This window comes from Abyssisolibacter sp. ZYX002, from assembly GCF_056892235.1.
Map to the genome: position 1 here is coordinate 739,128 of NZ_JARMXH010000002.1, position 24,924 is coordinate 764,051.

Here is a 24,924-nt window from a genome sequence, read left to right on the forward strand (position 1 = left end):
AAGTTGAAAGTGTGGTTTGTAAATAACTTTTAGCCTGTGATATAAAGGAATAACTAAAACAGCTAGATTAAAAGGATATATGATCCTTGTTAGGTCTAGCTGTTTTTTCTTCTCTCTTTAAGTTATGTCTCCTTCACAAAACTCCACAATTCTGCCAACAACTCTGACTCCTCGTATATTTGCGTAAATTAAGACTGCAAACATCATAATAGGTTTATATCTTATTCGCCTTTCAATAGAACACTATCGGTAAGACTAGAAAAATGTAGGTTCTCTATTACTTTTTAGATATATCAGATCGGTGGCTTTCTTTTTTTATATAAAATCAGCAGAGCTTCATACACTCTGCTAATTTTTATGTGAACTATTTACTTATATTTACTACAATTTTTTCATTTTCTCTAACTACATAGCCTACTGTAACCTCAGACTTTACTTTAAGTGGTTCATCTGTAAAGTAAGTAAGAGTTAAATCATCATCTTTCGTTGTTAATACAACTTGTTCTTTTGTACTACTCTTTACAGTACCTTTGATTTCTGTTATTAACTCGCCTAAAGTGTTGAATTTTACACCTGAATTATCTTTTGATATTTCCTCTAATTTACCATCTTTAATTTCTACATTTTGACCTTCTTTAAAGTCACCTGCGTTACTTACTTCATATGTTTTGATAATATCGCCTGATAATAAGTCTACTTTATTACCTTTTATTTTGATAATCTCACCTTCTAGATTTTTATTAACAAAATAATCTTCTGATATTTTTATCGCAACTTTTTTTCCATCTCTTGCTACATAATCAACAATAACATTCCTTCCAACTTTTAAGGGCTCCTCAGTGAAATATGTAAAGGTCTGCTCTCCTTTATCCGTTACTATAGTCACCTGTTCTTTTGTGCTACTCTTAATTTTTCCTGTTGCCACTTTAATAGACTCACCCATTGTTGTAAAACGTGAGCTAATACATTTTTCTTCGAGTTTTTCTAATTTACCATCTATTATTCTTACCCATTGACCTTTTTTAAAGTCGTCTGCATTACTGACTTCAAAGGCTTCTACAATGTCGCCATTCAATAAGTAAACCTTATTGCCCTGAATTTTACGAATTTCTCCTGTTGGCTTATAGATAGCCTCCACATTGCCTTCAAACACTTGGCAAGTTCTGACTTGATTATTTTGATTATTTTGTGCATTTGTCACTCCATACCCTACTAATGAACCACCTATAATTGTCGCAATGCCTATAGTAGCTATTATTGGTTTAATCATATTCATTCTCCTCTCAATTTGTTTTACTCTTAGTTTGTTTTACTCTTAGTTTGACGAAGAGTTTAGTTTAAAAGTTCCAACTCAATCTATTTTTCATTAAACTACATGTGTAACCATAAATTGTATGACAGTATGAGCTTACGAGTTTATCTAAAAAATGGTTTCAAATAAATGGTTGGACACTATTGATTATGGATAAAATCATATTCAGAATAAATAGCTAAGTACATTTTATCTATTTCCATATCTAATTCTAGTAATACTGAAGAAAAGTACTTTCATTTTGGCGCTCCCGTCGATTAATAGTGCTTACAGTTGTTGATTTAACTTCAGTACTAACAAATCTTACGAAGATTATAAGCCAGATGCAAGCAATCTTGTCAATAAATAATAACACAAAAAACAATAAGGAGGTTTAGTTATCCATATCAATATAACCAAACTCTCCTTTAATTTTTTATCTTTAAGTTTATTATTTAAAACTAATTATTAAATTCCTTGATTCATTTTTTGCAGTTTTAAAATCACATGTATACTCTTTTTTGCCATTAAGCTCTATATCTATAGCTGTATGTTTAATTCCCATTAAATCAACGTAATCAGAACACTTATAGTTTAAATAGTTCTTGTTATCAATAATTTTCTTAAGAAGCTTTTCATTATAGTTAAAGTTCTCTATATCCACTACGATATGATTTGCTTCTTTAGAAATCACCTTTATTTTAGGTGTTACGCTAGTTTTGAAAATAATACTATCTTCTTGAGCAACAACATCTTCTAGTACTGTTTTGCCAGCATCATCACCAAGGTCGTATGGCTGATAATCACTTCCTAACTTCACATATTTGTTAGTAGATTCCACTTTACCAGTGTTGATATTCACCCTTGCAGTTTGTGGGAATCCAATAAATCCACCTTGTTCTTCGTACTTTAGATAAAAATCCAACAATCCATCTTCTTCAACATACCATATTCTCTCAATTGATTGAGTAGGAAGCTTTATAGCTTTTTTTTCTTGTGATTCTACGTCAAATATAAAATAATCCATGACATAAGAAGCAGTAGCATAATCACACGAATCTGCCATTCCTATCAAGTATTTTTTAGGTGTAAGTCTACGGATAAGCACATTTGCTTGGTCATGTAGATTAAATTGTTTATCTAGCTCTGTATATAATTCTGTTTCTTTTGTTTTGTTTATTTGTATCGTTTTGTTTGGTTTCTCTGTCGTATTAGTTTCTGCATTACTATCTATACTTTTACATGATATAAGAAATAACATGCTAAGTACCACTACATATACTATATTTTTTTTCATCTTTACTTCTCCTTTTCAAATCTGTAAAATACACTGCTATATCTTCATACCAAATTATTTTGTTATGATATTAGCTGTCTATTGCACTATTTTTTCTATGCGAACCAACGAACATATATAAATAGTTTAATACCATAATTGATATCTCGACTAAATATAAAATTTGATTCTTTATTCTCTAGTTTAGGACGATTTTTAAGTAAACTGATTGCCCTTTCTTAATTAATCAAAAAACTCAGTGCTATAGATTGTATTTCTTCTTTTTAATTCCTTTTTATGTATGCATGCTTTGCCTCCTTTGGTCATCTATTATGTATTATATCATATTAATTGTGCATAATGATAAAAACCTTAAAAAGTAATATAGACACTTTATTTATTCAAATACGAATTATTTGTTAATCATGTATTAGCGCTGATATAATTTAACCAAAGGGAACCATAAAATAATGGAGTTAGATTTATTTATTCTCTTCAAGCTTTGATATAACTAAGCTTGGAGATTAAAATGGAAAAGATTTAAAATGATGAAGAATTCGATAACAAGTTTCAATCTAGAAAAAGCAATGCAAATTTTTTGTCATAAATTGTGAACAAGATTGTAGAAGTCATAGATTTTTAATATAAATGTCTCTATTATTTTTTGTACTTATTGTCTATATGTACTAAAAAAGAGCTATCAACAAAAAACGTTGAAAACTCTTTTTTTGATTTCATTATTTATTTAAACTTTATTATTAAATTCCTAAAATCATTCTGTATCTTTGTGAAATCACAGGTGTACTCCTTTTTTCCATTAAGCTCTATATCTAGTGCAGTATGCTTTATCCCTGTTAAATCCACATAGTCAAAACACTTATAGCTCAAATAATTCTCGTTATCAACAATTTTCTCTAGTTGCTTTTCGTTATAAGTAATATTTTCTATATCTATCACTATATGATTTGCCTCTTTTGAAATCACTTTAATGTTTGGACAAAACTCCCCACCAGCTGATATAGCATCTGGTGCTGCGTTAAATTTAAAAGTAATATTATCTTCTAAAGCTACAATATCTTCTAATACTGTTTTGTCAAAATTATTTCCAAGGTTGTAAGGTCGATAATTACTTCCTAGCTTCACATACTCATTAATAGATTCCACTTTGCCAGTATTTATATTTATCTTTACCTCTTTTGGAAATCTAGTAAATCCATTTATTGAATTATCACCATTTAGGTTAAAACTCAATATTCCATCTTCAAATGTTATGTTATCAATTAGCTGACATTGACTAAAAGGTTCTATCTTTATTTTTTCTTTTGATTCGATATCAAATATGTAATAACCCAAGTTCACAGCGTAATAGTGCTTTTTTAACATTCCTATTAAGTATTTTTTAGATGTAAGTTTACGAATATAAACAGTTTCTTTTTCTTTTAGATTGAATTGTTCATTTAACTCTGTGTATAAATTTATTTCTTCTGTTTTAGTAGACATAGTACTACTATTTATGTTTTTACATGATGCAAGGAATAACATGCTAAGTACAACTACATATACTATACTTTTTTTCATGATTACCTCCTAAAAATGTTCTCCATTTTCAAAGTAATTCTCTTTTTTTAAGTCTGTAAAATATACTGTTATATCTTCATATCCAAATTGTCTTACCATATTTGTTATTATGTTCGCTGTCTCTTGCATAGTTTCTTTTTCTCTTGAAAACCAATCAACATTTATAAATGGATACCCTCCATTATGTAGTTCTCCATCATATATAAAAGTTGATTCTATATACTCTAGCGTAAAATGATCTTTAGGTGATCTAATCACTCTTGATAATTCATCTAAAAGCTTAGTACTAATAGATTGAATCTCTTCTTTTTTCATCCCTCTAATTTTTATATGTGGCATCACTCTTCCTCCTTCTGTTTCCCTATTATGATGATATCATATTAATTTCTAGTTGTTAACTACATAGACTGTATTTTAATTAACATGTTTAACTAATAAGAGACTATCCCTCATGTATTCTTTGACTTGATAGTCTCTTATTAGTTAAATGTCCATGCAACATAATTATCACTCACTATATAGTTTGTATTTATAAAATACGTAATTTTTTACTTATTAATATGCTTTTAATTTTCACGAATATGAGATTTCATTAATGGCAATTCAACACATATCCTAAATATGTTACTGTGTATATCGGCATATACTTTTCCATTCATTTTTTCTGTTAATAGCTTGACTATTGATAGTCCCAATCCTGTTGAACGACTTCTAGCTTTATCAGACGTATAAAATCTATCAAACAGTCTATTTACTTCGATTTGAGAATTTTCTTTTATAGAGTTCATCACTTCAATAACTGCAACATCTTTTTTTGTAACTTTTATTGTAATATCTCCATTTGAGTGCAATATGCTATTACGTAATAGGTTTTGAACGATTCTAACTACCATATCTGTGTCTGCTAGGGCTAACACTGATTCGTTCAAATCAAAATCAACTAATATTCCTTTTGCCTCTATGTTATCTACATTGTCAGCTATACATTCAGCTACTATATTTGTTAGATTTATTTGTTTAAGGTTTATATCATCTAAATCCATCAAATATGAATATCTAAAAAAGTGCTCTATTAAATCTCCTAGCTTTTGTGCATGTTTCTGAGCTACTTGAAGTCTTTCCTTTTGCTTGTCACTAAGATCTTCTCTTGCTAATAACTGCTGATATCCTTTGATTGCAGTTAGTGGTGTTCTAAGATCATGTGAAATATTAGCAATCATCTCTTTAAAACGCTTTTCATCACACACAACATTAAGTCTGAGTGTTTCCTCTACCTTAAAACATTTATTAATATTTACTGCTAATCTATTTAGTTCACTATTTATTAACTCCAAGCTGATAGGTTGACGCGTATGATCTTCTAAACGCTTACTCAGCTGTCTATTGATGTTTTTTAGTTGTAATTGTAAAAAGAATATATAAATTATAAGAATCAACGTCAAAATGCTTAAAGCACTTATTACAATTACCATTATTTCACCAGCCTTATTTTATCTCAGATTTTTTAAATATATTTATTGCGATTACAGACATTATGGTAACAAATAAAACACTAGCAGATAATGCTTTTATAAGTTTTATAGACTCTACATTTGTTGTTAAAAATGTATAGCCTCCACCAAATGGTGTAAAAGATAATATCCTATATACAATTGCATTATTCTCTCCTAATTTCCCTAATTGACCACAAAATATAGATAAACCATAGTAAATACCTATTACTAACACAGGTTTTTTCACAGTAAATGCTAAAGGTATACAGATACTTAGCTGTGCTATATACACAATTATCAATGTAAATGATACCATCAACCATTTAAACATGTCAGCTCCAATTGCCTCTGATACTAAATTATATAGAAATCCAACTGCAACAGGGCCTACACTAAACTCAGCACCTGTACTAAGTGCTATACCAGTTGTTATCATGTAAGGCATTAACATAATAATTATAGCAATACAGAACACTAGTGCTTTACTTATTATTATATAAACTCTACTACTTCCACTAGCAATAGCCGAATGTATTGTCTTGTTATCAAAATCACTACATATAATAATACTTGCTATGATTCCTCCTATTATACTCATTATATTTATATCAGAAAACATGAACACGACTCCCGATAAACTTTGGTCAATCTTACCTTGTGGCATTAAATATGCACACCACGCCATAAGAACCGCACTTAGAGTTGTAATACCAAACATTATTTTCATTGCTTTTGTTTTACGTAATTTGTAAAAGTCAGCCTTTATTAGATTATACATTTGATGCACCTCCAACTATAGAAATAAAAAAATCTTCAAGTGTATCTCCCTCATCTTTAAACTTTGTTACCACGATATTGTTTTCAATGAGAACTTTTGATACTGTTTCTTTACTATCCAAATAATCATATAGTTTAATATCCTTATTTGGCATAACTTTATAGTTGGTAGTATTAAGTTTAGTTTCTAATACACTGGCTAATAATTCTGGTTGTTCACAGCTTATAAGTATATGTTGATTACAACATTCTTCTAGCTCACTTAGCGTCAATATTTTCTTTACCTCTCCTTTGTCAAGTATGATGTAATCGGTCGCTGTCTGATATAGCTCTGGCAAATTATGACTAGATATCAGTATAGTCATGTTCTTTTCTTCACATAGCTTTTTAAGTAACCTTCTTATATCTGCCACTCCTAATGGATCAAGTCCATTTGTTGGTTCATCTAGTATTAGTAACTCAGGGTTGTTAAGCAGTGCAATAGCTATGCCTAATCTCTGTTTCATCCCTAATGAAAAATCTTTGGCTTTTTTCTTACCTACCTCACCTAATCCAACAAAATTTAGCATTTCATCTTCTATCTCTTGGTTTGGTATACCTCTAATGATTCTGTGTAACTTTAAGTTTTCTTTAGCTGTCATATTACCAACCACACTTGGGTATTCAATCAAACATCCCAATCTCTTTCTCTCTACTTCTAATGCCTTTCTTCCTGTATGTCCAAAGAGTTCTATATTTCCATTAGTGGGGAAACTAAGACCTGCTACAAGTCTCATAAGTGTAGTTTTTCCTGCTCCATTTCTCCCTATTAGTCCGTATATCCTTCCCTCTTTTAATGATATTGATACATCATTTATAGCGTAGATGTTATTATAGCTTTTTGTTAATTTATTCGTCTTTAATACATTCTTTATCAATATATTCACCTCTCCCTCTCTCTATAATAAGTATACTGATTAAAGGTTTAGAAAAAGTAAAGAAATTAATCAAAATTGTAAAGAAAGCTATAATTAATTTTTGTATAACCTATATCCCAATCCCCATACTGTCTCAATATATTCTTCGTTTTCGTTAGCTTTTCTTAGTTTATTACGTAAATTGCTTATATGAGTTTTTACAGCATTGTCATCTCCAATGTAACTTTCATTCCAAACAGATTCATATAAATTTGACTTTGTAAAAACTTTATCTCTATTCTTTAGTAACATCTCTAGTATCTTATACTCTTTAGCTGTTAATTCTAGATGATTATCTCCTATAAATACACGTTTTGCATTGTCATCAAGTGTCATATCTTTATAATTTATTAGTCTATTTTTACTTACTTGGTTTTTAAAACGCCTTAGATTGGACATTACACGAGCAACTGCTTCGTCTAAATCAAAAGGCTTGGTGATATAATCATCTGCTCCAAGCTTTAATAAATCAATCTTTGTGCTTACAGTATCTTTTGCTGAAATAATAATAACTGGAACATCAGAAAAAGCTCTCATTTCCTTTAGTATTTGGTCCCCGCTTTTATATGGAAGCATAATATCTAGCAGTACCAAGTCATAGTTATTATTTCTTATTTCATTTATCCCATCTATTCCTATGTAAACTGATTTCACAGTATAACCTACATCTATCAAAGTTTCTCTAAGCATATGATTTACGTCTTTGTTATCTTCAACTATTAAAATACTCTCCATTTATTCCACCATCCCTCTATAAACAAAAGGGCATCTATTAAGATGCCCCCAGACTGTAGACAAAAGCTCAATTTCTGCGTTGCCCCAAAATTTCAGTTGCTTACTTACCTCTAAGTAAGCTCTGCTACAAATTTTAAATGATCCCGACTTGTACTTTTACTACAGTCTGCTATTTAGTCTTCTAACTCAACCTTATCCATATTTTTCTTACTTATAAATATAATACATGTCAGTATTATTAGCACTACTGAAATATACCAAAACCCAGCAAATATTGAGTATCTAGTACTCAAATATCCAAAAGGTAATCCTATGATTGCAACAGGTAATTTACTTAAACATGAATATACTGATTCGATTGTAGCTCTGTATTTTTCTATAGCCTGATGATGGAGATATCCATATGTTAAAGGTTCTATAATAGCACTAGAGAAATAAATCAGAGCTATCATAAAAATACCATACCATTCATGATTTACTGATAATGCCAAAAATCCTACCATGCATAAAATAGTATTATATTTCACTCCTTTATTAAGTCCATATCTATCCTTTATTTTTGAAGCCATCAAACTACCTATAGACACAGCTGTAAAGCCCAGTATATTTATTAATCCAAAATACGATACTGTTATCCCTACATCTCTAGCATATATCTGCCAAAATTCCTGTAGATAAACTATTGCTCCTGAGCTTATTATTCCTATAGAGATGATATATCTTATATCAGATCTTTTTAACATAAATCTATAAATTTTTGACCAATCATGTTTGGTCCACTTAGCCCTTTTATGTTTAATTTTATCTTGTGATTTTACTTCTTGTAGTGTAAGTGCAATAATAAATGCTACTAATAAACTGATAAATGAAAGTTTATATGTTGTTATATTTTGAAACTTTGTTGCAACAAGTCCCCCTATAACTCCACTTATCATACTCCCTGTATAATCTATAGCCTTTATACGAGATAGCACTTTTTCAAAATGGTTTGTTTTTTTCTGAAGCTTAAGTGTATCGTAAACCAATGCATTATGAGCACCACTTTGTAATGCGTGACCTATAGCTGACAAACAAATAGCTATAGCAAAATGATAAAAATTTTGTGCAAAGATCATTATCACTATCTCTATTAGCGATAATATTGCATCTACTACGATAAGGTTTTTCCTTGAAAAACGGTCTGCGAGCATACCTGTTGGTATTTCAAGTACTATTATCATAATTGAATATATTATTTCAATATATACGACCTCTTTTATTGAAATTCCACGACTTTCCCAAAATAACCTTTCTACCACGTAAGCAAATATTAAACTATGGAACAAATTGTATAAATATATTTTGTGAATATTGTATTTTTCTTTCATTATACGCCCTCCTTAAATTGTCATTTACATTATCTTTTTGACATTTTAAGGTGGAGCTCTCTGCCTATATAGTTGGTGTTAAGGTCTGCCACGAATAATCATAATATCTCCTCCTTTTCTTTAATACGCTCTTCGATGTTATTATTTTCCATAAATTTTATCATAGCTTTACTTTAAAAGATTCATTTTATGATATAATCTAATAATAACTACTAAAAACCAATTTACACTCATATTTAATCTTCAGTACAGGAAAAATAATATGTAATGAACGTACAAACTCAACTTACTCTTAACTTTTCTACTTGTATTAATTATAGCAAAATAAAAATTATATTGAAAGGACTGAATTTTTATGAAAAAAATGAAACTTACAACGAAAATTTTCTTGGGTCTTATTTTAGGTGTTTTAGTAGGTTTATTAATGCAAAGAACTCCTGGTATTGCTAACACATATATCAAACCATTCGGAACATTATTTATTAATATGATTAAAATGATAATTGTACCATTAGTTTTTTCATCTTTAATCGTTGGATCAGCAAGTATGGGAAGTCTAAAATCACTTGGAAGAATAGGTCTTAAAACCGTGCTATATTATCTGTTAACTACCGCTATAGCTGTATCTATAGGATTGTTGCTAGGTAACTTGATAAGTACTGGTCATGGATTAGTTGTGCCTATAGATGCTAATATAGAAACTACTGAAGCTCCTTCTATGATAACAACATTGCTAGGTATAATTCCAAGTAACCCACTAAAGGGTTTAGTTGAAGCCAATATACTTCAGGTAATAGCTTTTGCATTATTTCTTGGTGTTGGTTGTACCGCAGTCGGAAAAGAAAAATCAGCATCATTTGTTAATTTTTTTGAGAGTTTAGCAGAAATAATGTACAAAATAACTGCATTTATAATGGAATGTGCTCCATATGGTATATTTGCTTTAATTGTACCAGTAGTTGCAGATTACGGTACGGATGTTTTAAAACCACTTGCCATGGTAATATTAGCAGTATACTTAGGATGTGTTATTCATGCAATATTAGTTTACTCTACAGCAGTTAAAGTCTTTGCAAATATAAATCCTATTAGATTCTTTAAAGGGATTGCACCAGCAGCTATAACGGCTTTTAGTACATCAAGCTCATCTGGTACACTTCCTGTAACTATAAAATCGGTTAGTGAAAATTTTGGAGTACCAAAACAAATATCAAGTTTTGTCCTTCCTTTGGGTGCAACTATTAACATGGATGGAACTGCATTGTATCAAGGTGTATGTGCTCTTTTTATAGCTCAAGTCTATGGTTTTCATTTATCAATAGCTCAAATGGCAACTATAGTACTAACTGCTACTCTAGGTTCAATAGGTACAGCAGGAATCCCTGGTGGTGGTCTTATAATGCTTACTCTAGTGTTGCAGTCAGTAGGTTTACCATTAGATGGTATCGTATTAATTGCTGGAATAGATAGAATCCTAGACATGGCAAGGACATGCGTAAATGTTGTTGGAGATGCTTCTTGTGCAGTAGTAGTATCTTCAACTGAAAAAAATATAGACTATTAACATTCAATTAAGCCAAGGTCAAATTATGATTAGGTAATCATAATTAACCTTGGCTATTATAATTTTATGCTATAGCTCTCTCCTTTTTCAGTCTCTCCTATTTTTATAAAACCTAGTGACTCAAATAACCTTTTAGACCTCTCGTTATAGCTATATATTTCTATTGTTATTTCTCTTATACCTATTTGTGTCGCTCTTTCAAGCAACTTGGTTACTACTTTTTTACCTATTCCAAGACCCCAAAACCTTTCTTGTCCGATTACTATTGGGAGATTAGATTCAGCTAGAGTTACATCACCTATACTTTGCCACTTACCATCATCTAATGTTTCAATAAAATATAATTCCCCTATTTTACTTAGATAAGTATACATTCTCTCTATTATATACATATCATATATTTTATCAGTAATCCCCTCTGAATAATACATGACTTTCTCATTATTGTACCATTCGATTGCTTTTTTCCATTCTTTATCATCAGGTCTCCTTAATTGTAACCAATTATTGATTTGGATTATTTTAGGTTGCTTTATTCCATCAAATCCCATTTTCTCCTCCTTTAACGTACTTTACATAATTTACCTATCTTATTCCATTCTTCTCGTAAAACTCCATAGCTTACAGAATCATAATACTTTCCTTTTACTATTCTTGCGTTTCTATAAACAGCTTCACACTTAAATCCAATCTTTTGTGCTAGCTTCATCATTCTTTTGTTTCCTGACCATGTAGTAAGCCCTAGTCTAACTATTTTCTTATAGCGATCAAACAGTTCATCAATCCATATTGGTAATGCTTGATATCCTATACCTTTTCCCCAATAGTTTTCATTAAAAACAACAATACCAATTTCCATCCAAAACGTTTCTTCTGATTTCCAATACCATGATACCTCACCTATAATCTCATCTGTATTTTTATCAGCTATTATTTTCTTTTTTTCATGTATACTATTATCATTGTTTGTCAGTTTTTTTCTCATTTTTTCTAAGTATTCTCTCAGTTCTTCTTCATTTGCTTTTTTATAATACGGGCCATTGAATTTATGATACTCTCTACTAGGATGCATTAAGTCATAGTAATCGTCTATATCCTCTACTTTAAAATTTCTAAGTATGATCTTTTTATCTACTGTCATTAAACACGCTCCTTTCGCACTCTATAACTGTTAGGTTTAGCCTAATCCGAGTGTCAACCTTTATAATTTCTACTTTCAATTAACACTATTATAACATAAAAAAAGGAACATATCTCATTTGATAGTCCCTACATAAAATATAAACCTATAGCCAATTAACTCCAATACCTTTCTTTCTTAATACCTTAAATACGTCTGGATTGTCATAATAAAATAGTGTTACACTTTCTAAGTTTGATAATAAACTAAAATCGTCTGTAGTTTCTATAGTAAATATTCCATTCCCACCATTCCAAAAAGGACATAACTGCATATAAATATCATTGCCTTCATCTTGATAAATATCGGTTATATCATCTAATAATTCCTTCGGTACAGTTAACTTTTCAAAATACTCTTTTACTTCAGGTATTATATCATATCCTTCTTCTTCTATATTTATCTCTCTGCCTTTATAATTTTCCACAAATTCATATAAATCAAACTGTGGACTCAGCTTTTTTTGTTCATACATTAATTCTTGTATTATTGCTAATTTAAAATTAAAATCTGAGAATACGGCATTATTGATCATAATATCCTCCCTTCAAATTTATTTAGAAAATAAAAATCAATACTGTATATAAATATTATCACTAGGTTTTTACCCCGTTATGTCACTAAAGAATTTTAACAATATAAAAAATGTACAGAGCAATATAAAAGACCCTATTAGAGCTATTTGATGAAATAGCCTAATTGAGTCTTTATTTTTGTGTCATTTCTTTTGTTATTTATCGTTCATTATTTGGAAAAGTAGTTGCTTTAAATTTTTCTCTTTTGAAGTTGATGCTAAATCAATCAAATTTTTATACGTATCAAATAATTCAGTAATATTTCTTTTCCAAGGATATGATTCTAAATATCCCATTAAATAATAAATGTCTTTCTTTTTTATTGTTTTATGATCTATTGATAATGTCATCTTTTTATCTATAAGGTTTCGGATATCTTCTTTTCTTTCTCTTAATGGAGGAATTGCTATCTGCACAATATTTAAGTAATTCCAAAGAGGTTCATATATAAGCACATCTATATTTGTTTGATAGCAAACTATTATTCTCACATCAAAATTAAAAAATTTTTTAGAACCAACCCGCCTTATTTTCCCATTAATCAAAAAATTATATAACTGTTTTTGTGCATCAGTTGATAAATACTCTATGTTCTGCAATATAAGAGTGCCACCTGTTGCATTCTCTATAATACCCTTTTCTTCATTATTATACGACGATGATTCACATCCAAACATTATCCGCTCAAGCTCTTCTGCTTTAAATGCTTTGCAATCAAATATAATACATGGTGCACTTTTCCTCTTGCTTTCATTATGTATACAACGAGCTAGTGTCTTTTTTCCAATCCCTTTTTCTCCACTTATAACCATTGCACAGTCAAGCATTGACATTGATTTGGCAATATCTTTTACTACTTGCCATTTCTTTGATACTCCCCATATATTATCTAATGTCTCTATATCGTTATTCTGTGATTTATTTGACCTAACAAAGTGTTCGTGAAGATCTTTGTTTGTATATGTTTTTTCTCTATGGACAATTAACAACTCATAAAGTCGCGCTAAACTGTATATTATATTTAGAGTATCAGCTGTTATGGAGGTGTGTACAAAGCAAGCATTTACTGTTCCTATTATTGTTGATTTATTGTATATTGGTGCAGCTACACTACAGTATTTATGGAACTCGTTATTGTAATGTTCTGGTCCAAATACCATGCATGGTTTGTTTTCAATAAGAGCTAAGCTCGTAGCATTGGTCCCTACTTCATTTTCAGACGCATTTTTTATGTGTCCTTTTTTAGGGTATAAATCTTCGTATAGATAATTAACATTAAAGATGTATTTAAGCTTAGCATGTGCATCATATATACTAATATCTAAATCTAAATTCTTGACTATTATGTTAAATGTTTCAAAACCCTCTTCTTTACACTCATCAAGGTATTCTACAACATAATCTTTAAATTCATCAGGCTTTACAAGGCTTTCAATATCAATATCGTATAAGCGTACTTTCTGACCTTGACATCTTACCCATGATTGAAGAATCTCACGTCGTATTTGAGATGTATTAATATTTCTATGATTTATAAAAGCTTTCCATACTTCACTATAATCATTCATCATGTTTTTGATATCTATTGTTTTTGACATGCCCAAAGCTTCGGCATCAAAAACCATACGTTTTCCCTCACCAGTTGGTAAGAATGCATACTTTAATGAATATCCTTCTACCAAGTAGACCGTTCCCTTTTGATTTTCTCCATAGCATACTGGTATACCTGATGTTATAAGAGTCTCTAGGTCACGATATATTGTCTTTTTAGAAACATTGAATTGCTCGGCTAGATACCTCACTGTTATATCTTTTTTATTTATTAATAGTATTATGATTTGTAGTAATCGATTAATCTTCATCATCTTTCCCCCATAGTAATTCAAATATATCAATAGCACTCTATACTAAGCATTGTAATTTTAGCTTTATTATACCAAATATTATATTATCAGTGAAGAGTTTACTTATTATTTTATTTTTGTGCAAAAATTAATATTTCTTAAATTCACGAAAAAAGATTAAAGGCTAACTAGTCTTTATTTTAAGTTAAGGGGGAAATCGCTCAAATCATATATTTAGTGTAAAATAAACGTAAAAGGCCATACATGCCCTCCCGTTACTTTATTTTTTAATGAATGAAAGACGCTATCTACCGAGTTTGAATTTGGGTTTATTCCATAAACAGCCAATCCAATTATAACTAGAATAATTCCATAGACAACATAACTTACTCCTGTGAACAAATAAGAAAATTCAGCCGTTTCTTTGTCTTTTGATGCAAGAATTTTCTGGATGAAATATTGACTTGAAGAATACCAATATAAACTCATAAGTATAACAGGTTAATTTTAATATGTTATTAAATAAACTACTCAAATAAAATGCTCCAAATAATTTAGATTTGAATACTAGTAAACTTTATACTTATGAATCTTCATGCTGATATAAAAAAGTATATTAGCATTTTTAGTTTTGTCGTATATCTCTATATTCATTATTAATAATTACTTTCCATTCACAAATTTAAAACACCTATTTTATCATTATTGAAATTAAAAAATAGGTGTTTACATTTTAAAAGAGTTGAAAATAATTCGGTTAAAGGCTCAATATTTCTATTTTCTTTATTATTTATTTTGAATTCAAATATCCCTTACGAAGTAAATTCATTCTTTTAAGAAGATTGTTGTTTTCAAGATCTGGATTAGATTCCTTTATTATCTCCGATAACTTCTCACAGCCCTCATAACTATCACACACAGCACAGTTTTGCAATCCCTTTTCTATAGCACATGTTCTAACAGTACACTTTTTGCAATATTTAGCGATTATTTGTTGATTCTCAGGTTTACATCCTAAGCATACCCAATCCTCAGGTTTGAACTTTCCACTTATAAAATCATCTCCTACTTCTTTGAGCTTTGAATGATCTACCTCAATCGTTCCTAAATAAGCTTCACACTTACTACAATCAATGCCACAATAAGCAATCATTAAAATCATTCCTCCTTTAATTTTATTATCATAATTTTAACACGCTTATTATAACCTGTCAAATTGTTTTTGATGGTTATAATACTCTATGTAACTAATAGAATATAAAATTAAGTAATGAGTTAGATGTTCTCAGAGTATGACAGTATTTAAAAAGGAACTTTGCACCACTATGACTGACTACTATAATATTGAACCGTTATTTCAAATATGTTATAGTAAACTGAGATATACTATTATCAAAGGAGAATGAAAATGATAGAAAATTTAGTTATTCTCGGAGAACGATTATGTCTTGATTTCGTAAATACAATTGAAAATCACCTTAATGAAAGTATGTATATAGAGCGATTTACAAGCTATAACAACTTTGTTAAATGGTGTACTAGAGTAAATATTTTAGATATAGATGTAGCTAATCATCTTACCAAAAAAGGTAATGAAAATAACATAGAATCATCAAATGTTTTAAAACGTGCTATCGTCTTAAGAGAAGCTCTATTTAAAATATTTCTTGCGGTAATATCTAATAATACTCCAAAGCAAAGTGATATTGAAGTTCTCAACAGCGAGATAAATAAAACTATGGCTTTTTCACAGCTAAAGTATAAAAATAATACATTTGTATGGGAGAAAAATCACACTAATGATTTAGATTGTATGTTTTCATCTATTGTTAAGGATGCTGTTTCTTTACTTACTTCTGATAAGCTTGATAGACTAAAATTATGTGATGATGCTTATTGTGGATGGCTATTTTTAGACATGAGTAAAAACAAGAGCAGGAAATGGTGCTCTATGAAATACTGCGGAAATAGAGCAAAAGCAAGAAAACACTATAAAAATAAAAAATCTTAGAGTTGCTTTCTAATCCTAGTTTAAGGAAAGTCAATAGTTAATTAAAATAAAACTATAAAAAAATAAAAGGAACTGTATATTTTGCACAGCTCCTTTTATTTTTTTATTATTATTTTTCTATCCTAAAAACATTTCTAAGTCTTCTTTTACAGTTCCTATTCCACCTATTCCAAAGTTCTCAACTAGTACTTTAGCTACATTTGGAGATAAAAATCCTGGCAATGTTGGCCCTAAGTGTATGTTTTTTACCCCTAGATATAGTAATGCTAGTAATACTATTACTGCTTTTTGCTCATACCATGCAATATTGTATGCTATCGGTAATTCATTTACATCTTCTAATTCAAATACTTCTTTTAGTTTAAGTGCTATTACTGCTAATGAATATGAATCATTACATTGACCAGCATCTAGTACTCTTGGTATTCCACCAATATCGCCTAAATCAAGCTTATTGTATCTGTATTTAGCACATCCAGCTGTTAATATTACAGTGTCTTTTGGTAATTTTTCTGCAAAATCTTCGTAGTAACTTCTTGATTTCATTCTTCCATCACAACCAGCCATTACAAAGAACTTCTTGATTGCACCTGTTTTAACTGCTTCTACTACCTTATCAGCTAAAGCAAATACTTGTGCATGTGCAAATCCACCGACGATTTTACCATTCTCTATTTCTGTTGGTGATGGTAATTTTTTAGCATGCTCTATTATTTCTGTGAAATCTTTCTTACCACCAACAGATTCAATGTGTTTAAAACCTGGGTAACCAGTAGCTCCAGTTGTATACACTCTATCAGCATAACTATCTTTTGGTGGTATAATACAGTTAGTAGTGAAAAGAATCGGTCCATTAAATGTGTTGAATTCTTCATTTTGCTTCCACCATGCATTACCATAATTTCCTATGAAGTTTTCATATTTCTTGAAGAATGGATAATAGTGTGCTGGTAACATTTCTCCATGTGTATACACATCTACTCCTGTTCCTTTTGTTTGCTCTAATAGTTCCTCTAAGTCTTTTAAATCATGTCCTGATATTAATATCGCTGGATTGTTTCTAACCCCGATATTTACTTCTGTAATCTCTGGATTTCCATAAGCTCCTGTATTAGCAGCATCTAGCATAGCCATTGTATCTACTCCAAATTTACCTGCTTCTAAAGTTAATGCTACTAATTCATCTGCGCTTAAACTATCATCTAATGTTGCAACTAAAGCTTTTATTATAAAATCATAAACTTCTTCATTTTCTTTTCCTAAAGTTAGTGCATGATCTGCATAAGCAGCCATACCTTTAACTCCGTATACTATTAGCTCTCTTAATGAACGTACATCTTCATTCTCAGTAGCTAGTATACTTACTTCAATAGAATCAGCTTTTGCTTTGATTTCTGAATCACTATTAGCTACAAATGTTGCAGCATCATGCAATTCTCCTAATACTACTCCTTTTGCTACTAGTTCTCCTCTAATTTCTTCTCTTAGCGCTAACGCTTCTTTTATTTTAACAACAAAAGCATTATCATCAAAATTGGCATTTGTAATCGTCATAAATAGACCATTTAGCATAAAGTGATTTGCTTTAGGAAATCTGATTCCTTTCTCTAATCCTTTTTGTTGTAATATTGCGATACCCTTTAATGTATAAATCATTAAATCTTGTAAATTTGAAACTACCTCAGTTTTACCACAGACACCCTTAATTGTACAACCTGTTCCTTTTGCAGTTTCCTGACATTGATAGCAAAACATACTCATTTGAAGACCTCCCTTTAAAAATCATATTCAAATTATTTTTTCTATCTCTATAATAAGCCATTTTAGGTATTATTTCGGTATCTCATGTTACCATTTTTATATTTTTTAATAATCTTTACCTGCTGCTTTTACATTAGCTGGATCAAAAGCATGGCAAGGTGTCACTCCATGAACCATACCACAGTGAGGGCATTTGTCCTCAAAAGTATTCATCTCAAAAGTTTTTTCGCATCCTTTACATTCTATCTCGAATGGCATAGGTAAAGATTGTTTGTCAAATCCCATCATTCTAATTTTATCTACTATTTGTTTACCATTTTCAAAGCTTCCACTACATCCTTCGTGCATTTATACTCCACCTCTCCTGATTTTTTAATATTTTGTAGTTTTTTAAATTCCATAAACTAGTCAGTTACTTCTAAAATTTCACCTTTTCTTAATTTAGTCCTCATATTTGTTACAAATTGATCTATCTCATCCAATTTGCTCAATATTTTTTTTTCGTCACTACCTGTTTCTATAACACTGTGGATTCCACCATTTTTTATTACAATTCTCTTGTCTGCCATAAGTGCTAAACTTGGATCATGTGTAGCCATAAGGACTATTTTTTCTTCATTGACAAGTAGATTTAAGGCTCTTTTTCTATCTATTCCTGCATTTTCTATCTCGTCTATAAGCACTATGGGTGAAGTACTGAGTATTGCTGTATCAGCTATCATCAAGGCTCTTGACTGTCCTCCACTTAATCCTGTAATTGGTGTGTCTAAATTGAACTTCTCGCCAGCCAACTTATTAGCTGCTTCTATTATTTTCTGTATAACTTCTTCTTCGTTATCTATCATTCTACTTTTGGCATGTAACTCAAGAAATTCTTTTACAGTTAAGTCCATTACAAAGTTCATATTTTGTGATAACTGAGCCACCAATTTGTTACTTGTAGAAAACCTGATACTCTTATCTGGTAATTCTCCATTAATCAATATAGCTCTTTCTGTAGGTGTATCTTTATTTGCTGCCCACTCTATATCTGCTAGCAATCTACTTTTTCCTGAACCTGTAGGCCCAACAATAGAAACTATTTCACTCTTATTGATAACTAGTTCTCCAAAATTTTCTTTATTGCCTTGCTTATCTTTACCGGCTATAATTGTTATAGAATCAACACTATCTTTGTCCAGCCCCAAAAACTCAACCATCTGGTTAACATATGCTTCTAAATCTGCTCTCATTTTTGGTATATCTATTGCCCATTCTTCAATATCTTCTTCACTAAATGAGTTTAAAAATTCCTCAAATGTACATTCTTGATGATTTTCAACATCTAGCTTATTGTTTTCAAAAAAAGATAATATAAATGGGTACCTTTTTTCCAAATCTTTAATTTTCATTTTTTCAAGTTTATTTATGCTTATCATCTTTATCACCCATTTTCATTTTTCTGACATTACCCATTTGGTACTCCTCCCCTATTCTTGTTTCACCCAAACAATATGAACATAACGCTGATGGCATAGGGAATTTTAGTTCTCTACCTTTGACAGTTTCTATATTTTCATCTTTGTCATATACTAGCGTACTTAGCTCAAAAGCACCTTGCCCAGTCAATCCGTTTACAAAAATTATTGTCGCTTGAGGGTTCACTGAGTTTACTCTGGATGCAAAAACCTCTCTTTCTGCTTGTGACACTATATCGCCTTTAGTTATAACAATAATATCTGCTGTTTTTAACATTGGACCTATTTTCTTTGGTGTATTAATACCACTTAGATTATCTATTATACATACTGCTTTTATTCCTTTCATATATGGTGAACATCTATTACATAGTCCTGCACTCTCTGTTATAAGAAGGTCGAACTTCTCCTTTACTCCCCATTTTGTAACTTCTTCAATATTACTTGCAAAATAATGGTCTGGACACAATGAACCAGATAATCCTTTCTTTACAGGTATCCCAGCTTTTTCGTACAGCACATCATCATCTGTATATAAGCAATCAAATTTAACTACACCTACTTTTAACCCTCTTTTTTTGATTGCATCAATTGTTTTTAGTATTACTGAAGTTTTTCCAGAAGAAGGAGGCCCTGAAATAGTCACTAAATTCATAATCAATCAACTCCTTTTACTGCATTATTAAATATCTCTTCGCATTTTTTTATTAATGTTGAAATATCATGTTCTTTTATATAATCCCAACCCAACCACATATATTTGTTTTCTTTTGTTATCATATTATTAACCTCTGGATTGACACTAGGGAATTTACCGTTGTGAGATAAAATTTCACCTATTTCTTTTGAAGCAAAGAAATCAACTATAGGTTTCAGTTTGTCTTCTTTATCTTTTTTGCTTAACATAAATATCGGACTTATTATAGCTCCATCTTTTGGCCATACTGCTACCATAGGGCCACCTTTTTTAATCATTTTTGTGAAAAAATATGGCATTATTGTTACTACGGGTCTTTCGTGTTTTTTAGTATGAGATTTCACCATTTCCGATGGATGCATGCTTCTTTGTAGACATTGTCCTAATCGCCTTACTCCATCTTCACCATAATTCTTATATATGTTTAACAAGATGGCATTGAATAAATCAAAGTCACCTATAGGTAAACTCACACTATTTTTATATTCTCCATTTATAATATCTTCCCAACTTGTTGGTATTTTTCTACCTTGTAACTCTTGTTGGTTTACTAAGAATACTGCTGGTACAACACCAATCATTGAATATTGTCTATTTGGGTCTTGTAACTGGATATAATCGTTATGAAAATCCTCATTATAATTTTCAAAATCTGTTAAATCTTTAAATAAGTTTTCAGATTTATATTTACCAAATAATTTCTTATCAAAGAACAAATCAAATCCAGCTGATATAAATATATCTGAAAGGCTATCTTTTGACTGATTTTTCAAAGCATCTTTTATCCATTCAATACCCATTGATGCAGCTTTCAACTCATAATCCAACGGATAATCTAATTTTTTTTCTTCTATCCATTCTTCAAAAGCTTCTGTTAATGGGACTCTAACTGGACAAGGCAAAATCCCAGCTATTTTCACAGCATTCCTTTCTGATACTTCTTTTTTAAGAGATTTTTCATTATTTTCGATTCTCTCTATAAGCTGCGACTGGAAAGTATCTACTGCTATTTTCTTTAGTCTTAGGGCATCTTCTAATGAGATAGATTTACCTATTGTAGATCTCATGTTTTCATCTTCTATATTATCTATACCTACTGATTTTAATAAATCTATTGACTCTTTATATTTTTGAGTTACATCATATAAAGAATCTTTTATATCAAAGTATTTATTTGCCATTTTATATTCCTCACTCTCTGTTAATTTAATAATAGTTTAACATCAAAAAAACAAATATTCGGTATCCTATGTTACCATTTGATTATTTAATGTCATAGTTAGTATTCTCATTTTTGCATAATAAAAATGCTAAAGTTTTAGTTTTTAAATAACCGAAATATATCGTGTTCTAAATAAAAATAACACCTGTTAAAGATAACATAGGTGTTTTTACAAAAAAATAATAAACGAGATGCATCTTTAGCATCTCGTTTAGATTGATGACAAAGTCATCAAGATACAGACTGTAGTAAAAATTCAAATTGGGAGTGGTATTAAAATTAAGTAGCATAGATTCTTATTGAATACAACGCAACAATTGGTTTTTTTCTATAATCCGAAACTTGATGGGTTTTTAACATCTAATTTATTCTATAAACATCTCTTTAATCTATCTATATCAACTATTTTAAAAGAGTTCCTATAAAAATCTATAATCCCCTCTTCTTTCATATTGATTAATTCCCTCGAAAGTGACGGTCTTGATACTAATAGATATTCAGCTAATTCATTTCTTTTAAGTGGTATCTCAAAGCTTAATGTTTTTTTACGAGCAAATTGACCAAGTAAATAGTTGCTAATTTTTTTCCTAATACTTTTGAGTGAAAGCATTTCTACTTTTTTATTCAAAACAAATGCTTTTTTTGCAACGATTTGCAACATGTTCTGAATTAGCTTTCTATGACCATCACATGAATGCCTACATACGCCTACTATTTGGTGTGGAGGAAAAAACAAAATAGTGCAATCTGTGTTTGCTATAACAGTCGCTAACCATCCATCATTTGTAAAGGCAGCTACTTCTCCAAATAATTCACCCTTATTTAATCTTGCTATCATCACTCTATCTCCAGCTAATGTATCTTTGCCAACTATTACTTCTCCTTCAAGTACTATGCCTATTCCAATAAGTTCTCTTTTTTCAATAGTTATTATGTCTTTCTTTTTATATGATTTTATGGTAGGTTGCAAACAACACAATATTTTATTTAGTTCATTTTTATCAATATTTTTAAATAACTCCACTTTAATAAGCTGATTTACCCATTTTTCATACATTATCTATCCATCCTCAATTTAATAAATTATTAACAATTAAGTGCTTTATTATCTTTATAATATCATATTGAGTTATATAAACAAGTATCATATGTTACCATTAAAATAAAAAATATCTATCCCCATTTGTGTAGTATAGTTTGCTAACCATTATACAGAAGGCAATAGTTATTTCTCTAAGAAAAATAACTATCCAAAACATAATGTCATCCACAATTTTATACAAACTCTTGTTTTTCTAGCGACCTATACATTTAGTAATTTAAATACTAAAATGTATATTATTGATAATATTAATTCAATTCTTATTTAAATCATACTTATCTTTTACTTGATTTCATCGAAGATTCCTTTTTCCTTTAATTATACAAAAAATCCGAACAGTATTTTTTATATAAGAGAGAGCTATATCTTGTTTTAATATCCTATTAATTAAATAAATCTAAAAATCTTCTCCACAATTTTACATACCACGATTGCTTTCTTTTCGAGTTATTATATATATTGGTTGACTTATCGTTAGTTTCCTCTATTGGCGGTGTCTTTAATACAAATGAAACAGTATTGACTTGCAGGCTACTTTCTACAAAAGAAACTATCTCTTCTTTTTTATTACTTACAAATGTGCTTTCTAAATTGTCACTAAACTCTACTATACCATTAGCTATTTTTTCTTGCCCATTTATCAATTTACTAATATTAGTTGGTATAGCTCTTACTTCTTTGCTCATTTTATTTATTCCGTTTTTTGTGCCTTTTAGCCCTTTGTTAACGTCAGTATATCCTTTATATAGTGGTATATATCCATCTATAAGTTTATTCATCTTTACTGGTAATGCACCTGCGCCTTTATTCAGTATAGTAAGTCCTTTAGTTATGTTATCTACCCCATCTGTAAATGCTTTTAATCCCTCATTTGATTTCTTGAGTACTGATGTCATCTGTTTTATTTTTGCGTTGTTAGCTAATACTCCTTTGGCTAGATTCTGAACCCTTGGATCTGAACTATCAATAAGCTCATTAGCTAACTTTATCAATTCCAGCTGACTATCTCCTATACCTTTCATTCCTGCATAGATTTCATCATAACCTTTAGCTATAACGTTACCTTGATCGTTAATATTATCTAACTGAATACCTAGATTATTAACCTCTTTAGTAGTAGCTACTACTCCACTTTTATAAGCTACTAATCCTTCTTTATATTTTGATAATCCTTCATCTAAGTCATTTAATCCATTAGACAAATCACTAACACCTACTGCTAGATCCTCTATTCCTCTTGATAAATCTACTATTCCATCGTTCAATGTTTTTGATCCCTTTACTAACGTTAGTGAACCTTCTCTTAAATCGCTAATACCGCTTGCCATATCTCCTATGCCATAATTACCTAAAGAACTTTTTATTATAGCTATATTTATTGGTTCTAGACTAAACTTTTTTGCCTTTAACACAAGCTCTATTGTTTTAGATTGACTTTGCATTACTGCATAAGTAAGAGTTGAATATTTACCTACAACAGTGTTAATGCCACCGTTTTGGCTTGCTATTTTAATATTATCTAAATCAAGTTTAAACGTAATCTGAGCCATGTAATTTGATTGAAAAATCTCATTACAATTTTCATTTTTGGTTACATCAATTACTATTTTCACAATACCCTCTTGCCCTGCTAATTTATCTGCATTTATTAGCTTATTATTCAAATAGTATTTTATCTTAAAATCAAAAGGTAGCTCTTTATTAATTAATCCTTCATAATAGAAATCTTTGCCTATATAATCCGAAGTATCCCATATAGTCTTATTTTTTTCTATCTTTGGCTGTGGTGTTCTTTTAAGAGGTCTTACTTTTAAATAGCTACCATAATCTGTGACAGTGTTTTCTTTTATTTCAAAAAAATGATTAATTACCTTTTGCTCTTTTACAGAACCATCATAATTGAGCATTGTATAAATTGTCTCGTCCTTGTTTAACTTTATTCCTGAACCTTCAGAAAAAGCGTAAGCATTGCTGACTAATAAAGATAAAACTAGCATCAAAGCTATTAAAATACTCTTTTTACAACTCATTAAACTCA

The 24,924-nt window shown here is 30.0% G+C and carries 23 protein-coding genes; 2 read left to right on the forward strand and 21 right to left on the reverse strand.

Features of this window, described 5'->3' with window-relative positions; translation table 11 throughout:
- Positions 1–364 precede the first annotated feature (364 nt).
- The 9 genes from P3X86_RS09560 to P3X86_RS09600 form a co-directional block, all read right to left on the reverse strand.
- A complete protein-coding gene (locus P3X86_RS09560) occupies positions 365–1,270 on the reverse strand; it encodes a hypothetical protein (RefSeq protein ID WP_483292448.1) in 906 nt (301 codons plus the stop codon).
- A 472-nt stretch (positions 1,271–1,742) separates the two neighbouring features.
- Positions 1,743–2,588, reverse strand: a complete 846-nt coding sequence (locus P3X86_RS09565; RefSeq protein ID WP_483292449.1) for a hypothetical protein — start codon at positions 2,586–2,588, stop codon at positions 1,743–1,745.
- A 720-nt stretch (positions 2,589–3,308) separates the two neighbouring features.
- The gene (locus P3X86_RS09570) at positions 3,309–4,145 is read right to left on the reverse strand and encodes a hypothetical protein (RefSeq protein WP_483292450.1); all 837 of its coding nucleotides are present in this window, start codon (positions 4,143–4,145) and stop codon (positions 3,309–3,311) included.
- 9 nt (positions 4,146–4,154) lie between these two features.
- The gene (locus P3X86_RS09575; protein ID WP_483292451.1) at positions 4,155–4,484 is read right to left on the reverse strand and encodes a DUF1904 family protein; all 330 of its coding nucleotides are present in this window, start codon (positions 4,482–4,484) and stop codon (positions 4,155–4,157) included.
- 227 nt (positions 4,485–4,711) lie between these two features.
- Positions 4,712–5,617 carry a sensor histidine kinase gene (locus tag P3X86_RS09580; RefSeq protein WP_483292452.1) on the reverse strand — a complete coding sequence of 302 codons (906 nt, stop codon included), beginning with the start codon at positions 5,615–5,617 and terminating at the stop codon, positions 4,712–4,714.
- Positions 5,618–5,630: 13 nt separating this feature from the next.
- Positions 5,631–6,416, reverse strand: a complete 786-nt coding sequence (locus P3X86_RS09585) for an ABC transporter permease (protein ID WP_483292453.1) — start codon at positions 6,414–6,416, stop codon at positions 5,631–5,633.
- Positions 6,409–7,332 (reverse strand): ABC transporter ATP-binding protein, encoded by a 924-nt coding sequence (locus P3X86_RS09590; protein ID WP_483292545.1) that lies wholly within the window; start codon positions 7,330–7,332, stop codon positions 6,409–6,411. The genes P3X86_RS09585 and P3X86_RS09590 overlap by 8 nt, the downstream gene beginning before the upstream one ends.
- A gap of 93 nt (positions 7,333–7,425) precedes the next feature.
- Entirely contained in the window at positions 7,426–8,106 is a 681-nt protein-coding gene (locus tag P3X86_RS09595) for a response regulator transcription factor (protein ID WP_483292454.1), read from the reverse strand.
- Between the two features lie 173 nt (positions 8,107–8,279).
- Complete coding sequence (locus P3X86_RS09600) at positions 8,280–9,473, reverse strand: MFS transporter (protein ID WP_483292455.1); 1,194 nt, start codon at positions 9,471–9,473, stop codon at positions 8,280–8,282.
- A 364-nt stretch (positions 9,474–9,837) separates the two neighbouring features.
- Here P3X86_RS09600 and P3X86_RS09605 point away from each other — a divergent pair, with 364 nt between their 5' ends.
- Positions 9,838–11,037 carry a dicarboxylate/amino acid:cation symporter gene (locus tag P3X86_RS09605; protein ID WP_483292546.1) on the forward strand — a complete coding sequence of 400 codons (1,200 nt, stop codon included), beginning with the start codon at positions 9,838–9,840 and terminating at the stop codon, positions 11,035–11,037.
- A gap of 56 nt (positions 11,038–11,093) precedes the next feature.
- On the opposite strand, the gene P3X86_RS09610 is transcribed toward P3X86_RS09605, so the two are convergent.
- From P3X86_RS09610 to P3X86_RS09630, 5 genes are all read right to left on the reverse strand, one after another.
- Positions 11,094–11,588 carry a GNAT family N-acetyltransferase gene (locus P3X86_RS09610; protein WP_483292456.1) on the reverse strand — a complete coding sequence of 165 codons (495 nt, stop codon included), beginning with the start codon at positions 11,586–11,588 and terminating at the stop codon, positions 11,094–11,096.
- 11 nt (positions 11,589–11,599) lie between these two features.
- Positions 11,600–12,178, reverse strand: coding sequence for a GNAT family N-acetyltransferase (locus P3X86_RS09615; RefSeq protein WP_483292457.1), 579 nt, complete (start codon positions 12,176–12,178; stop codon positions 11,600–11,602).
- Between the two features lie 145 nt (positions 12,179–12,323).
- Positions 12,324–12,752 (reverse strand): DUF6892 domain-containing protein, encoded by a 429-nt coding sequence (locus P3X86_RS09620; RefSeq protein ID WP_483292458.1) that lies wholly within the window; start codon positions 12,750–12,752, stop codon positions 12,324–12,326.
- Between the two features lie 195 nt (positions 12,753–12,947).
- Positions 12,948–14,654 (reverse strand): sigma 54-interacting transcriptional regulator, encoded by a 1,707-nt coding sequence (locus tag P3X86_RS09625; protein ID WP_483292459.1) that lies wholly within the window; start codon positions 14,652–14,654, stop codon positions 12,948–12,950.
- A gap of 772 nt (positions 14,655–15,426) precedes the next feature.
- Positions 15,427–15,798, reverse strand: coding sequence for a DUF3795 domain-containing protein (locus P3X86_RS09630; protein WP_483292460.1), 372 nt, complete (start codon positions 15,796–15,798; stop codon positions 15,427–15,429).
- Positions 15,799–16,044: 246 nt separating this feature from the next.
- Between P3X86_RS09630 and P3X86_RS09635 the strand changes: the two genes are divergently transcribed.
- Entirely contained in the window at positions 16,045–16,647 is a 603-nt protein-coding gene (locus P3X86_RS09635; RefSeq protein ID WP_483292461.1) for a CGNR zinc finger domain-containing protein, read from the forward strand.
- A gap of 117 nt (positions 16,648–16,764) precedes the next feature.
- Here the strand turns inward: P3X86_RS09635 and hcp are convergent, their stop codons facing one another.
- The 7 genes from hcp to P3X86_RS09670 all read right to left on the reverse strand — a co-directional run bounded on the left by hcp (position 16,765) and on the right by P3X86_RS09670 (position 24,916).
- Positions 16,765–18,408 carry a hydroxylamine reductase gene (gene hcp, locus P3X86_RS09640; protein ID WP_483292462.1) on the reverse strand — a complete coding sequence of 548 codons (1,644 nt, stop codon included), beginning with the start codon at positions 18,406–18,408 and terminating at the stop codon, positions 16,765–16,767.
- A gap of 105 nt (positions 18,409–18,513) precedes the next feature.
- Entirely contained in the window at positions 18,514–18,756 is a 243-nt protein-coding gene (locus P3X86_RS09645) for a hypothetical protein (RefSeq protein ID WP_483292463.1), read from the reverse strand.
- 56 nt (positions 18,757–18,812) lie between these two features.
- Complete coding sequence (locus P3X86_RS09650) at positions 18,813–19,826, reverse strand: ATP-binding cassette domain-containing protein (RefSeq protein WP_483292464.1); 1,014 nt, start codon at positions 19,824–19,826, stop codon at positions 18,813–18,815.
- Entirely contained in the window at positions 19,810–20,520 is a 711-nt protein-coding gene (locus P3X86_RS09655) for a GTP-binding protein (protein ID WP_483292465.1), read from the reverse strand. Before P3X86_RS09655 ends, P3X86_RS09650 begins: the two co-directional genes overlap by 17 nt.
- Positions 20,521–20,522: 2 nt before the next feature.
- Entirely contained in the window at positions 20,523–21,743 is a 1,221-nt protein-coding gene (locus tag P3X86_RS09660; protein WP_483292466.1) for an ABC transporter substrate-binding protein, read from the reverse strand.
- A 411-nt stretch (positions 21,744–22,154) separates the two neighbouring features.
- A complete protein-coding gene (locus P3X86_RS09665) occupies positions 22,155–22,841 on the reverse strand; it encodes a Crp/Fnr family transcriptional regulator (protein WP_483292467.1) in 687 nt (228 codons plus the stop codon).
- Positions 22,842–23,269: 428 nt separating this feature from the next.
- Positions 23,270–24,916 (reverse strand): hypothetical protein, encoded by a 1,647-nt coding sequence (locus P3X86_RS09670; protein WP_483292468.1) that lies wholly within the window; start codon positions 24,914–24,916, stop codon positions 23,270–23,272.
- Between the last annotated feature and the right edge of the window lie 8 nt (positions 24,917–24,924).